Here is a 13,805-nt window from a genome sequence, read left to right as displayed (position 1 = left end):
TTTAGCCGCAAACGCTAGATTCCTAAGCAGTCGTCGATGCCGTAAAGCCCGCTATTTTGCGATGCTAGCCAAACCGCGGCCTTTATCGCACCTCTGGCAAAGGTCGCGCGCGAAGTCGCCGTATGATTTAGCTCGATGAACTCGCCCTCGCCGTAAAACCCCACGGTGTGGCGCCCGACGATGTCTCCGCCGCGTAGCGACATCACGGCGATCTCGTCCTTGCCGCGCTCGCCGATGAGCCCGTCGCGACCGCTTACGCGCACGTCCTTTAAGTTTAGCTCGCGTGCGCTTGCGGCACTCCCAGCAAGGCTCATCGCCGTGCCGCTCGGGGCGTCTTTTTTGTGGCGGTGGTGCATCTCTAAAATTTCGCAGTCAAAATCGCGCAGGCTCCTGCTAGCAAGCGCTACGAGTTTGTTTAGCACCGCGACGCCCAGGCTCATATTCGTAGCGTGCAGTACGGGCATCTTCGCGCCGCATTCGCGCAGTAGCCGCTCGCCCTCCTCGCCCAGAGCCGTCGTGCCGATGCAAAGCGGCTTTGGGTGCGAAAGCGCGAATTTCATTAAGCTTATCGCGCCGTCTCGGATTGTAAAGTCTATCACGACGTCGCAGCCGCTAAAAAGCTCGTCGTAGCTGCTCGTTACGGCGCAGTTTGGCGTATAATCAAGCGGAGCGACCGTGTAGATCACACTTGCTCGCGCCTGATCGAAATTTTTCAGGCATTCGTAGATCATCGTGCCCATTCTGCCACTTCCGCCGTGAATTCCTATATTTATCATCGCCGCTCCTTAAATTTTAATCCGCTTAGTATAGCCAAATTTTGCTTACACTATTTTTCAAGACCCAGGTTTAGCGGGATAAAGCTGTTTTGTTTAAGCTCCGCTTCGCTAGGTTTTTTGATCTCTATACGAGAGGCGCTTACGCCGCGCTGCACGAGTGCCGATTGCACGGCGGCCGCTCTAGCAAGGGCTAACTCATCAAGACGCGAACGGGTAAATTTCTGCGCTGCTATCAGCTCCTCCATCGCCTCATCGCCGCTAGCTTTGATGCCGTATTTGATCTTAAGCGCCGCTATGGCTTCATCCGTGGAGAGGCCTTGTTTATTGGACATCAGCGTGAGGGTATTTTGCAGCGAGCGCCTTTTAAACTCGTGAGTATCGAGTTTTTCGTTATACGCGGAGTTTAGGATGATCTTGAGTTCGGGTTTGGCTTTTGCGACCTTGGCTAAATCATCGATTTTAGAGTTTTCGCTGATTAAAATTTCACTGCTCGCCGCCTCAAAATCGATACTTTCGAGCTTTTTCGTATCTACGCCCGCGATCTTTCCCATAAATCTAAACGGACTTAACACGATGTCAGATAGCAGCTTTTTGACCGCGCCCCAAACGAGCGCGCCGTAGCTAAATTTCGGATCGCTTAGCGTGCCGCTTAGAGGCAGGCTAATATCGATCTGATCGTCGCTATCCTTTAGGATCGATACGACTAGGCCGATCGGAAGGCTCAGCGCGTCCTTGCTCTGCACCTCTTTGCCGAGCTCGAAGCGGTCTAAATTTAGATCATTGCTTGCGTTTAGCTTGCCATCGTCGATTTTGTAGGCAAGTTTTAAATTTAACTTACCGCCCGCGATTTCATTGCCGATATATTTGGCGGTATAGGGCGATGCGGGCACAAGCGGAATCTCCTTTAAAACGACGTTTATATCGCTTTTGCGTTTAAAATCCAGCGGATAGGCGCGCGCCGTGATGCTTGCCAGCCCGCTTCCACTTACGAGCGAGCTAAACTTAATATCCGCCGCCCGCTTCGGGCTGATCTCGCTGATGCTTGCTTTCATATCGCTGATGCGCAGTTTAAAGGGCGCTGCTAGGCTTTCGTCGGTGAAATTTAAACTTCCGCCGTTAAGCGAGATATTTTTTACGCTCCACGCAAAGCTTGTCTTGCTTTTTGCGGGTCTGCTAGCCGCAGCTTGGGCGGGCTTTGTAGTCTGCTTTAGCTGCGCGGCGGGCTTTATTAGCGAAGTTAAATTTAAACGCCTGTCTTTATTTAGCGAGATATTTGCCGAGGGTGAGCCAAGAGTGATCTTATTTAGCGTGAGGGAGCTTGGACTCAGCGCGATTTGCGCGACATTCAGCGACGCGAGGGAGAAAATTTTATCCCTACCCGAGCTTAGCGCCAAGCCCTTGCCTGAAAGCTTTGCTTCGAGCGAGAAGGCGTTTGAAAGCTTCAGCTGCCCTTGCGTAGCGAGCTCGCCAGCGATGGAGCCCGTGATAAATTCCGTCGCGTATCTGTTAAAGACGCCCAAGTTCGGCGCGTTTAGGCTGAAGTTCACGCCTATATTAAGCGGCGCGATGCTAGCCTTGCCGTCCGCGTTAGCGGTGATCTCGCCCGTGATAAGGCTTGCTTTTATACCGAAAGGCTCGGCGAAATTCGAGCTTAGCCCGCTTAGCGTGGCGCTGAAATCCTTGATCTCGTGCACGTTGTTTTTGACGATAAAGCTCTCGCCGATCTTAGCCTTTGCGCCGGTTACGGAGGCCTCGCTGATCTTAAATTTTAAAACGGGACTTTTAGAGGGCTTTTTAGAATCTGAATTTGCGCCGCTTGCCGTAGAATTTGCATCCGCTTGGTTTGAGGCGCTAGAGCTTGCCGTTTTTTTGAAGCTTGCGGGATTTTTAGAGATCGCGCTTAAGATCGCCAGATCGTTTATGCTTTTGGCGCCGTTAACGCCCACTTCCGAGTTGAAAAACGGCTCGTTTAGCAAAATTTTATCCACGCCCAGATCGAGATCCGCGACGTTAAATTTCACCCCTTGCACGCCGAAGCTTTCAAATCCGCTAAAAATTCCGTTTTTGTTTGCTATTTTGGAGTTTGAAATTTTAGCAAACTTCAGACTTGCGCCGTTTTGCATGCCCTCTTTGTCGTAGCTAAATGCGCCCAGCTCGGTTGCGGCGACCGAAATTTTATCGCTGCGTGCTAGCGTAATCTGCGTATCCGCGATACTAAAGGCGCCAAAACCCGTATGAAGGGCCGTATCGTTACCTTCGGCGTTAAATTTTAAGAAATTTTCCGTGATTTTAGTATCGTTTGAGACGACCGAAATTTGCGGGTTTGCAAAGCTTGAGCGGTTTAGATCTACGCTTTTTACGGCGGAGTTTAGCCGCAAGTTTGCCCCCGTTTTATTAAAATCCAGCGCAAAATCCGCGACCCGTGCGCCCTCAAAACCCGTGGAAATTTTGGTTTCGTTCATATCGTATTTTGCGCCTGAAACTAGCACTTGCGGGATTACCACTTTGCCTGAAATTTCATTCGAGATGTCCGTATTCAGCTCAAAGCTCGGGATTTTCAGCGAGTCTAGCGAAATTAAGCTTTGATCTTGCAAAATTTCTAGGCTTTGCAGCTCGAGCTTTGAGTTTTCAAGCGCAAATTTTATATTTTCATCGATGCTCAATCGGTAATTCAGCTCGGCGGAAAGGAAGCCGTTTTTAAACCGCACGCCGCTAGGATCGAGGTATGATAGCCAAAACGGATCGATTTTCAGTCGCGAGATATCTACCTTGCCGTGTAGACGAAGAGGCGCCAGGTCGATGGCTCCATCGAAGCTCAGCGCGTCGTATGTACGCGAAACGGCGCTTAAATCGTGCTCGCCGATCGTTTCATCCTTTAAATTTAGTCCGTTGATCTCATAATTTAGCTCGGTCGAAATGAGCGAAAATGGCCTTTTTAGGGAGTTATCGACGTAGCCCAGAGAGCCGCGCTCGATCTTAAAATTATTCAGCGTGACGTTGAAGCTGGAGTTTTCATCCTTGTTTTCGCTCTTTTGCTCTGAAAGTAGCGGCTCAAAATTGAAGGTGCCGTTTTGCTCGCGCTCGACGTGAAATTTAGGGGATTTAAGATGTAAAATTTCTACCGCGAGAGTCTTTTTAAAAAGCTTTGAAAAACCGATTTTTAAATTTATCTCATCGGCGCTAAACAGCGGCTTAAAGGTGCTAAGCTCCGGCTTGGTAACGTTTAGCTCGTAGGTAAAGGGGTTAAATTTAGCATCTTGCACGCTAAAGCTTGCTCTGCCCTCTAAAATTTTAGGCAGCGCCTTTTCGATAAAAAGCGGCACGCCGAAAAAGCCCGCAAGCACGTAAAATAGCGCAAATCCGCCCAAGCCGCAAGCAAACTTACGCCAGTGTTTTATAAAAAAATTTTTCATTTTTCCGCTCATTAATTTTGATAGCGTAAAATTATATCCAAAAATTTCGTGCAAAGGGTTAAATTTTGCTGGTTCACATCTGCTGCTCGGTCGATTGCGATTATTTTTTGCGCCGCTTAAAAGAGCTCACGCAAGAGCCGCTAATAGGCTATTTCTACGATCCAAACATCCACCCCTATGGCGAATATGTTCTTAGAATGCACGACGCGAAGCGGGTTTGCGAGAATTTAGGGATTAAATTTATCCCGGGCGAGTATGATTTACAGGGCTGGCTAGACGGCGCGCGCGGGCTTGAAAATGAGCCCGAGAAAGGCGCGCGCTGCGAGTTTTGCTTTGATTTTCGTATGCAAAAAACGGCCGAGCTCGCGCTAAGTTTGGGCCAGCGTAAAATCACCACGACTCTTCTTATGAGTCCCAAAAAATCGCACTCTCAGCTCTGCGCCTCGCTACAGCGCATCTGCGAGCGCTGCGGACTGGAGTTTATCGCGCCGGATTTTCGCAAAAACGGCGGCACGAACGAGCAGTTTGCGCTCGCGAAAAAAGACGCGCTCTATCATCAAAACTACTGCGGCTGCATCTACGCGCTTGCGGCGCAGCGGAATGATCAGCAAAGGGTTGAGCGAAATTTGGGCGGAAGTCTGACGGCGGATTTGAAGCAAAATTTAGCCCAAGGCGCCGAAATTTACGAGCTAATGTCGTTGATCGATCGGCAAATCCTGCCCGCTTCGGTAGAGGAGAAGTTGAAATTTTACAAAAAGCTTTGCTCGCTCGAAAGAAAAGGTGTGAAATTTAGCGTGCTGCGCGATCGGTTTTTAAACTACCGCCTGCTCCGTGCATGGATCAAATTTGACGGGCGTGTAGTGCCCTCGTTTGTGCTATTTGGCTCGCATTTTACGCGCGAAAACGTAAAATTTAGGATAGAGCGCGAGTGCGAAATTTTTTGCAGTGACAAAGGCGAGATTAAAATTTTAAACCTGGCGAAATTTAACGAAATTTCAAGATCAAATTTCAAAAGCGTATCCGAAATGCTAAAAAATCCGCCGAGTCTCGCGCGCCAAAATAAAACTCGCGTCGCCCTGTGCGCTGCGGGCTCGCTCTCGCCGATCATCGTCACGGACGAGATAAGAGCCGCCAAAGTTCAAATTTACGGGCTCTCGCGCATATTTTTAGATGTTAGGGAAATTTTAGTAAGAATTTGATAAGATTCTAAAATTTCTAAAAAAGGCAGATCAATGATAGATATAAACGAAATTCTCTCCATCCTACCTCATCGTTTTCCGTTTTTGCTGATAGATCGCGTCGAAGAGCTCAGCATAGGCGAAAGCATCAAGGCCTATAAAAACGTAACCTACAACGAGCAGATCTTTCAGGGTCACTTCCCAGGCCATCCGATCTATCCGGGCGTAATGATAATCGAGGGCTTAGCGCAGGCAGGCGGCGTGCTGGCGTTTAAGAGCATGGAGAAAGACGGCGCCAATTTAAGCGATAAGGTCGTGTATTTTATGAGTATCGACAACGCTAAATTTAGAAACCCGGTCCGCCCCGGCGACAAGCTTGAGTATCGTATCAGCGTAATCAAACACCGCGGACGCATCTGGGTGCTAAAAGGCGAAGCCTACATCAACGACGGCGCCACACTGGCCGCGCAGGCTGAACTTCAAGCGATGATAATGGATAAATGATGGCTAAAGTTCACCACACGGCGATCATCGAGGACGGCGCGCAGATCGGAGCCGAGGTTGTGATCGAGCCGTATGCTTTCATAAGCGCGCAGGCTAAAATCGGCGACGGCTGCACGATCAAGCAGGGCGCGCGCATCATTGGCGATACGCAAATCGGCGAGGGCTCTAAAATTTTTTCATACGCGATCGTGGGCGAAATTCCGCAGGATATGAGTTTTGAAGAGGGCGAGCGAACGGGGTTAGTCATCGGCAAAAACGCTACGATTCACGAGTTTTGCACGATCAGCTCGGGCTCGCATAAGGGCGACGGATTTACGCGCATCGGCGATAATCTATTTATGATGGCGTATTGCCACATCGCGCACGATTGCGTGCTGGGCAGCAACATAATCCTAGCCAACAACGCCACGCTCGCAGGTCACGTCGTAATGGGCGATTATGCCGTTATCGGCGGGCTTACCCCCGTGCATCAGTTCGTCCAAATCGGCGAGAGCTGCATGATCGCAGGGGCTAGCGCGCTTAGTCAGGACGTGGTGCCGTTTTGCCTAGCCGAGGGAAATCGCGCCTATATCCGCGGGCTAAATTTAACGGGCATCCGCCGCCGCTTTGATAAAGAGACGGTCGAGACGATAAATCGGGCGTATAAATTTTTATTCAACCAAGGCGGGGGCTTAAAGGAGCAGGCGCAAATTTTATTAAACGAAACGAGCGATCAAAACGTGCGCAAGATGTGCGAGTTTATAATCAACACAAAACGCGGAATTCCGCTAGATAAGGGTAAAATTTAATGGCAAATAAGTGCAGTTTTTGCGGTGAGACGGGCGCGGACGGGCGTCGTATCTATCCTAACGACGACGGTACGGCGGCTATCTGCAGCTATTGTATCGATATGGCATATGCCGCTATCCACGGCAGCGAGGGTCAAAATGAGGCGATACAAAATCAAAATAAAGAGATCGATTTCGAGGCTATCAAGCCAAAGGCGCTGATGGAAGTGCTAAATCGCTACGTCATCGGTCAGGAGCGCGCTAAGAAAATTTTTAGTGTCGGCGTTTACAACCACTATAAAAGAATTTTCAGACAGACCGACGCGAAGGGTGACGATACAGAAATTTCAAAATCAAATATCTTGCTTATCGGACCTACCGGCAGCGGCAAGACGCTTATGGCGCAGACCTTGGCGAAATTTTTGGACGTGCCGATCGCCATTAGCGACGCTACGAGCCTAACGGAAGCGGGCTACGTCGGCGAGGACGTAGAAAATATCCTCACCCGCCTTTTACAGGCTGCGGATGGCGACGTAGAGAAGGCGCAGCGCGGTATCGTATTCGTAGATGAGATCGATAAGATCGCGCGAATGAGCGAAAACCGCAGCATCACGCGCGACGTAAGCGGCGAAGGGGTACAGCAAGCACTTCTTAAGATCATCGAAGGAAGCGTCGTAAATATCCCTCCGAAGGGCGGTCGCAAGCATCCAAATCAGGACTTCATCCAGATCGATACTACTAATATCCTATTCGTCTGCGGCGGCGCGTTCGACGGGCTAAACGAGATCATCAACCGCCGCATCGGGCAGAACGTGCTCGGGTTTAACCAAACCAAGCGCAGCAAGAAAGAGAGCTTAAATTTGCTAAATATGGTCGAGGCCGACGATTTGGTGCATTACGGCATAATTCCCGAGCTCATCGGGCGCTTGCACGTAGTGGCTACGCTAAATGAGATCGACGAAAAGGCTATGGTTAGAATTTTAACCGAGCCGAAAAACGCGATCTTGAAGCAATATCAAAAGCTCTTTGCGATAGACGGCGCAAATTTAAAATTTGACGACGACGCGCTAAGGGAGGTCGCGAGCCTTGCGATCAAGCGCAAAACCGGTGCGCGCGGACTTCGCAGCATAATCGAGGAGATCATGATTGATATTATGTTTGATCTGCCTGAGCTTAAGGGCTATGATGTCATCATCTCCAAAGAGGTCGTAGACGGCGTATCCAAGCCGATACTTGTAAAACAAAATTTAACTGCATAAAGGGGATAAATGTTACTTGATTCGATTCTAGGATTATTTTCTAGGGATATGGGTATTGATCTAGGCACGGCAAACACGCTCGTGCTGCTAAAAGATAAAGGCATCATCATCAACGAACCGAGCGTCGTCGCGGTACAAAACGAACGCTACGGCAAGCAAAGGATCATCGCCGTGGGTGCTGAGGCTAAAGAGATGCTCGGGCGCACTCCGGGCGATATCGAAGCGGTGCGCCCGATGAAGGACGGCGTTATTGCGGATTTTGATATGACGGAGAAGATGATTAGGTATTTCATCGAAAAGACCCACAAGCGCCGCTTTTTCGTAAGCCCGCGCATTATCATCTCGGTACCTTACGGGCTAACTCAGGTCGAGCGCAAAGCCGTGCGAGAAAGCGCGATGATAGCGGGTGCGCGCGAGGTTTATCTAATCGAAGAGCCGATGGCTGCGGCAATCGGTGCGGGGCTTCCGGTAAATGAAGCGCGCGGCTCGCTGGTCGTAGATATCGGCGGCGGTACCACCGAGATCGGCGTCATCTCGCTAGGCGGTATCATCAGTGCCAAATCTGTCCGCGTTGCAGGCGATAAGATCGACGCTAGCATCGTTAATTACGTCAAAGAAAAATATAGCCTGCTTATTTCGGAGCGCGCCGCCGAGGAGATCAAGATCAAGATCGGCACGGCGGTACAACAGCAAAAAGATCTTACATACACGGTCAAAGGAAAAGACCAAATTAGCGGGCTTTTAAGCTCGGTCGATCTTACGAGCGAGGACGTAAGAGAGGCGATTAAAGACTCGATCAGAGAGATTGCCGATGCGTTAAAATTTGTCCTTGAGAGCATTCAGCCCGAAGTCGCCGCCGACATCGTCGAAAACGGCGTCGTGCTAACGGGCGGCGGCGCGCTCATTCGCGGATTGGATAAGTATCTAAGCGACACCGTAAAGCTTCCGGTTTTCGTCGCGGACGAGCCGCTGCTTTGCGTCGCAAACGGCACGGGAAAAGCCCTAGAAGAGATCAAATCGCTAAAACAAGCGGCAAATGACTAATCTCAAACTCCTCCTCGTCGCGGTTTTGCTGGTAGCCGTTTCGCTTACGTTCGGCTCGTATATCCACGGCAAATTTATCGGATTTGCAGGAGGAATTTTAGAGGTTTATTACGGCGTGAGCGATCGGGTAAAAAGCGCTGTAAACGAGCATTTTAACCAGGCAGAGACGATCAAAGCTCTACGAGAAGAAAATGCCGAGCTAAAAAAATCGGCGATGCTGCTTAGTACGTTCGCGGGCGAGCTGAATAAAATTTTGATCGATAAAAACAGCTCCGTCTACGAGCCCAAAGTTCAGCTCGTAAAGGCGCTGAGCTATGCAAATCTAAACGACTACAATAAATTCTTCGTAAATTTTGAAAATTTTAACCCAAACAAAATTTACGGCCTCATCAGCGAGGGCAAGACCGCAGGAATTTTAGTAAATAAAGATGGGCGCCCGCTTGCGATCTTACAGCGCGACGAAAAGAGCAATTTCTCCGTTTTCATAGGAGATACCCAAATTCCTGGCGTCGCAGGCGGCGAAAATAACGAGCTCGTGGTTAGATACATCCCGCAGTGGCTCGATCCCAAGGTAGGCGATGAGGTGCTTACCAGCGGCAAGGACGGAATTTTTTTTGCCGGCGTGCCGGTAGGGAAAGTTAAAGAGATTCAAAGCGGGAAGCTATACAAAAGCGCCGTCGTAGAGCCCTACGTGAGCTCCGAGATGCCGGCGTTTTTGTATGTCGTTACAAAGGAAAATTGATGCCCAAAATAGATGATATTAAGACGATTTTACTGATCGGCAGCGGTCCGATCGTAATCGGTCAGGCGTGCGAGTTTGATTATAGCGGCACGCAGGCTGCCAAGACGCTAAAGAGCCTCGGATACCGCGTAGTGCTAATAAACTCTAACCCCGCTACCATTATGACCGATCCCGATTTTGCCGACGCTACCTATATCGAGCCGATCACCAAAGAGAGCATTTTGCGTATCATAAAGCGCGAGGGCGTCGATGCGATCCTGCCTACGATGGGCGGACAGGTCGCGCTAAACGTCGCGATGCAGGCTTACGAAAGCGGCGAGCTAGCGGGGGTAAAATTTCTAGGTGCCAACCCTGAAGCGATAAAAAAGGGCGAGGATAGAGTAAAATTTAAAGAAGCGATGATTAAGATCGGAATGGATCTGCCTAAATCCAAATACGCCTACAATATCGAAGAGGCGATGGCTGCTGCAAATGAGATCGGCTTTCCGCTCATTATCCGCGCCAGCTACACCCTAGGCGGCGCGGGCAGCGGCGTGGCGTACAATATCGACGAGTTTAAAGAGGTCGCGCAAAACGGGCTAGATGTAAGCCCGATAAATGAAATTTTGATCGAAGAGAGCCTGCTTGGATGGAAAGAGTTCGAAATGGAGGTGATCCGCGATCATAAGGACAACTGCATCATCGTCTGCTCGATCGAAAATTTCGACCCGATGGGCGTGCATACGGGAGATTCTATCACGGTTGCGCCCGCTCTAACGCTCACCGATAAAGAATACCAGGCGATGCGCGACGCGAGTTTTAAAATTTTGCGCGAGATCGGCGTGGATACGGGCGGATCAAACGTGCAGTTTGCGGTAAATCCGCAAACGGGGCGGATGATCGTCATCGAGATGAACCCGCGCGTAAGCCGCAGCTCGGCTCTCGCGTCTAAAGCCACGGGCTATCCGATCGCCAAGGTCGCTACGATGCTAGCGGTGGGCTTTAGCCTGGATGAGATCAAAAACGACATCACCGGCACGCCCGCGAGCTTCGAGCCGGTGATCGATTATATCGTGACTAAAATTCCGCGCTTTGCGTTTGAGAAATTCCCCGGCGCAAACCCCTATCTCGGCACTGCGATGAAAAGTATCGGCGAGGTGATGGCGATCGGGCGCAGCTTTAAAGAGAGTATCCAAAAGGCGCTGTGCTCGCTGGAGAAGGGCTACTTCGGATTTGTAGAGCTAAGCTTAAGCGAAAAAGATCTCATCTTCGGGCTTCGCAACGCGCAGCAAGATAGAATTTTATACATCGCTCAGGGCTTTAGAGCGGGCATGAGCGTGGATCAAATTTACGAGCTTAGCAAGATCGACCGCTGGTTTTTGAGCCAGATCGAGCAGATCGTAAAATTTGAAGAGCGCATCGATATGGAGATCATCAACGACGCGGCGCTTCTAAGACAGGCCAAGAGCTGGGGCTTTAGCGATAAGATGATCGCAAATTTGATCAACAAAAAGGACAATCTGGGCCTTACGCAAAACGACATCCATTTTGCCTGCGCCAGGCAGGGCATCGGCCTTGAATACAACGAAGTAGATACCTGTGCGGGCGAGTTTGCGGCGCTTACGCCCTATCTATACTCCAGCACCAACATAACGCCCGCCATCGCAAGCCGTAAAATTTCAAAAGATAATAAAAAAGTCCTCATCATCGGCGGCGGTCCGAACCGCATCGGGCAGGGCATCGAGTTTGACTACTGCTGCGTGCACGCCAGCTACGCTCTGCGCGATATGGGGATCACCACGATAATGTATAACTGCAACCCAGAAACCGTCAGCACCGACTACGACACGAGCGATATTTTATACTTCGAGCCGATCGATTTTGAGCACGTTAGAGCGGTCATTGAGGCTGAAAGCCCCGACGGCGTGATCGTGCATTTCGGAGGCCAAACGCCGCTAAAGCTCGCCAAGCGCCTAAGCACCGTAGGAGCCAAGATCATCGGCACGAGTGCGCGCACGATAGACGTAGCGGAGGATCGCAAGAAATTTAGCGAGTTCATCGCAAGTATCGGCGTTAAGCAGCCCAAAAACGATACCGCCGTAAGCGAAGCCGAAGCGATTGAAAAGGCCGCAGCGATCGGCTATCCGGTGCTCGTGCGCCCTAGCTACGTGCTCGGCGGTCGAGCGATGCGGCGCGTACATAGCGAAGCCGAGCTTAGGCAGTATATGAGCGAGGCGGTGCGCGTGAGCAACCACTCGCCCGTGCTGATAGATAAATTTTTACTTGACGCGACCGAGCTTGACGTCGATGCGATCTGCGACGGGCGCGACGTATATATCGGCGCGATAATGGAGCATATCGAAGAGGCGGGCATCCACAGCGGCGATAGCGCGAGTATCTTGCCACCGCTTAGTCTAAGCGCGGAGATGATCGATCTGGTAAGTCGCCAAACCAAAGAGATCGCACTAAATCTCGGCGTCGTAGGGCTTATGAATATTCAATTCGCGATTTTTGAAAACGAGCTTTACATTATCGAGGTAAATCCGCGCGCGAGCCGCACCGTGCCGTTTGTGAGCAAAGCGAGCGGAATTCCGATGGCTAAGGTCGCTACCCGGGTAATGTGGCAAGGGGGTCTGCGCGAGGCTTTAAAATTTTACGACGAGTTCGGCGTGCTGGTCGAAGAGAAGGGAATTTTAAAGCCGCGTATTAAAAACCATATCTGCGTCAAAGAGAGCGTTTTTCCTTTCAACAAGCTTGCGGGCGCGGATCTGATCTTGGGGCCTGAGATGAAAAGCACCGGCGAGGTGATGGGTATCGGCGAGAGCTTCGCCAAAAGCTTCGCCAAATCTCAAATCGGCGCGAGCAACGCGCTTCCAAGCGGCGGCAAGGTATTTTTATCGCTCGCCGATCATGATAAAGTGCGCGCCGTGGAGCTTGCGCAGGCGTTTAAGCGCTTGGGCTTCAGCCTCGTCGCGACCGGCGGCACGCACAAGCTACTGGGCGAAAACGGCGTGGAGTGCGAGTTTATCTACAAAATCAGCGAGGGGCGCCCAAATATCGAGGATAAGCTCAAAAACGGCGAAATTTCGCTCGTCATCAACACCAGCGACAGTAAATCAAACTCTGCCGATGCGGCGAAGATCCGCCAGAGCGTGCTGAGGTTTAAACTGCCGTATTTTACGACGATGAAGGCGGCGATCGCCGCGACGCGCTCGGTTTGCGCGATCAAAGACGGCTCCGCACTCGAAGTAAAAACGCTGCAAGAATATCTGCGGGGAGAATAAATTTAGTGAAAATTGAGTTGGATATCGTTAAATTTAGCTAGTTATGAAATTTTAATAGCCGTATTTTCTGCAACTTCCCATATCTACTACTGTTTTGGAGGTCATGACATCATTAATAAAATTCTGTGCAACCCCATATTTTATACCGCTCTCTTTAAGAGCAGACACTTCGTTGACTAAACCACAAAACCATTTTTCAGTTCCTCTATATATAGATTTTTTCTGTGACGCATTCATTTGTTTTACTCTTTTTATTACTTCGTCACTATTGGGTCCAGAATATAAAACGTAACCGCTTTGAATTATTGTATTATTTTCGCATGTATTCAAAGTATACGTTAAAGTGTCGCTATGATTCTTGTTATATGCATTATCACTTTTAGCCGTAATATCATTTAAATATTGTAAAATTCGCTTTACCCTTTCGTTATCGCATGCATCATAGGCAAACGAAGTACTGAGTGTCAATATGAGAAAAAACATTATTTTACGCATGATAGAAGACCTTAAAAATTATTTATCGTTAGGAAATTCGCGCAAACTCGCTAAAGTTTTGCCTCTTTGCTCGTTAAGCTCAACGCATATTTCTAAAGCATTGGAGAATTTTTCAAATGCGGTTTTTAGTTTATTTGTATCTTCATTGTTACAACAAAACGACGTTAATTGCTTATCTCCCATATAGATATCTACTGAATTTTGCGGATATTGTGAATTCTCCATCTTCGTAATTCTTAGTTTTATTCCCTCAGAATATTGGGTGACGATGTTCATAACTTCAGATTTATCCGCTCTTTCTTTGATGATTAGTTTCAAAGTGATCTCCTTATTTAAAATTTAAATTATGATACCCCCCTTTTTT

Annotated in this window: 11 protein-coding genes; 7 read left to right on the top strand and 4 right to left on the bottom strand. The window is 49.5% G+C overall.

What is annotated here, in order from left to right:
- Positions 1-14: 14 nt before the first annotated feature.
- Entirely contained in the window at positions 15-776 is a 762-nt protein-coding gene (gene dapB, locus Q0135_RS09555; RefSeq protein ID WP_297990083.1) for a 4-hydroxy-tetrahydrodipicolinate reductase, read from the bottom strand.
- Between the two features lie 50 nt (positions 777-826).
- Positions 827-4,189 (bottom strand): DUF748 domain-containing protein, encoded by a 3,363-nt coding sequence (locus tag Q0135_RS09550; RefSeq protein WP_297990082.1) that lies wholly within the window; start codon positions 4,187-4,189, stop codon positions 827-829.
- Positions 4,190-4,254: 65 nt separating this feature from the next.
- Here Q0135_RS09550 and Q0135_RS09545 point away from each other — a divergent pair, with 65 nt between their 5' ends.
- Genes Q0135_RS09545 through carB form a run of 7 tightly spaced genes read left to right on the top strand, consistent with a single transcriptional unit; the run spans position 4,255 to position 12,946 of the window.
- The gene (locus Q0135_RS09545; RefSeq protein ID WP_297990081.1) at positions 4,255-5,388 is read left to right on the top strand and encodes an epoxyqueuosine reductase QueH; all 1,134 of its coding nucleotides are present in this window, start codon (positions 4,255-4,257) and stop codon (positions 5,386-5,388) included.
- Positions 5,389-5,421: 33 nt separating this feature from the next.
- Positions 5,422-5,871 (top strand): 3-hydroxyacyl-ACP dehydratase FabZ, encoded by a 450-nt coding sequence (gene fabZ, locus Q0135_RS09540; RefSeq protein WP_297915899.1) that lies wholly within the window; start codon positions 5,422-5,424, stop codon positions 5,869-5,871.
- Positions 5,871-6,659 (top strand): acyl-ACP--UDP-N-acetylglucosamine O-acyltransferase, encoded by a 789-nt coding sequence (gene lpxA, locus Q0135_RS09535; protein WP_297990079.1) that lies wholly within the window; start codon positions 5,871-5,873, stop codon positions 6,657-6,659. The genes fabZ and lpxA overlap by 1 nt, the downstream gene beginning before the upstream one ends.
- The gene (gene clpX / locus Q0135_RS09530) at positions 6,659-7,897 is read left to right on the top strand and encodes an ATP-dependent protease ATP-binding subunit ClpX (RefSeq protein ID WP_177386944.1); all 1,239 of its coding nucleotides are present in this window, start codon (positions 6,659-6,661) and stop codon (positions 7,895-7,897) included. Before lpxA ends, clpX begins: the two co-directional genes overlap by 1 nt.
- A gap of 9 nt (positions 7,898-7,906) precedes the next feature.
- On the top strand, positions 7,907-8,941 hold the full coding sequence (locus tag Q0135_RS09525; RefSeq protein ID WP_005869818.1) for a rod shape-determining protein: 1,035 nt from the start codon (positions 7,907-7,909) through the stop codon (positions 8,939-8,941).
- The gene (gene mreC / locus Q0135_RS09520) at positions 8,934-9,683 is read left to right on the top strand and encodes a rod shape-determining protein MreC (RefSeq protein WP_297990077.1); all 750 of its coding nucleotides are present in this window, start codon (positions 8,934-8,936) and stop codon (positions 9,681-9,683) included. Before Q0135_RS09525 ends, mreC begins: the two co-directional genes overlap by 8 nt.
- On the top strand, positions 9,683-12,946 hold the full coding sequence (gene carB / locus Q0135_RS09515) for a carbamoyl-phosphate synthase large subunit (RefSeq protein WP_297990075.1): 3,264 nt from the start codon (positions 9,683-9,685) through the stop codon (positions 12,944-12,946). Before mreC ends, carB begins: the two co-directional genes overlap by 1 nt.
- A gap of 51 nt (positions 12,947-12,997) precedes the next feature.
- On the opposite strand, the gene Q0135_RS09510 is transcribed toward carB, so the two are convergent.
- Positions 12,998-13,441 carry a hypothetical protein gene (locus Q0135_RS09510; protein ID WP_297990073.1) on the bottom strand — a complete coding sequence of 148 codons (444 nt, stop codon included), beginning with the start codon at positions 13,439-13,441 and terminating at the stop codon, positions 12,998-13,000.
- 18 nt (positions 13,442-13,459) lie between these two features.
- Positions 13,460-13,759: a hypothetical protein gene (locus Q0135_RS09505; protein ID WP_297990071.1), complete on the bottom strand. Its 300-nt coding sequence runs from the start codon at positions 13,757-13,759 to the stop codon at positions 13,460-13,462.
- Between the last annotated feature and the right edge of the window lie 46 nt (positions 13,760-13,805).

Source organism: uncultured Campylobacter sp., from assembly GCF_937981295.1.
Classification (GTDB): Bacteria; Campylobacterota; Campylobacteria; order Campylobacterales; family Campylobacteraceae; genus Campylobacter_B.
Note: the sequence above shows the minus strand (reverse complement) of the source record. Positions and strands in the feature narration are given on the sequence as shown.

Excerpts from the sequence above, each read along its gene's own strand:
- dapB (WP_297990083.1), bottom strand. The coding sequence starts at position 776 with ATGATAAATATAGGAATTCACGGCGGAAGTGGCAGAATGGGCACGATG.
- Q0135_RS09550 (WP_297990082.1), bottom strand. The coding sequence starts at position 4,189 with ATGAAAAATTTTTTTATAAAACACTGGCGTAAGTTTGCTTGCGGCTTG.
- fabZ (WP_297915899.1), top strand. The coding sequence starts at position 5,422 with ATGATAGATATAAACGAAATTCTCTCCATCCTACCTCATCGTTTTCCG.
- lpxA (WP_297990079.1), top strand. The coding sequence starts at position 5,871 with ATGGCTAAAGTTCACCACACGGCGATCATCGAGGACGGCGCGCAGATC.
- clpX (WP_177386944.1), top strand. The coding sequence starts at position 6,659 with ATGGCAAATAAGTGCAGTTTTTGCGGTGAGACGGGCGCGGACGGGCGT.
- Q0135_RS09525 (WP_005869818.1), top strand. The coding sequence starts at position 7,907 with ATGTTACTTGATTCGATTCTAGGATTATTTTCTAGGGATATGGGTATT.
- mreC (WP_297990077.1), top strand. The coding sequence starts at position 8,934 with ATGACTAATCTCAAACTCCTCCTCGTCGCGGTTTTGCTGGTAGCCGTT.
- carB (WP_297990075.1), top strand. The coding sequence starts at position 9,683 with ATGCCCAAAATAGATGATATTAAGACGATTTTACTGATCGGCAGCGGT.
- Q0135_RS09510 (WP_297990073.1), bottom strand. The coding sequence starts at position 13,441 with ATGCGTAAAATAATGTTTTTTCTCATATTGACACTCAGTACTTCGTTT.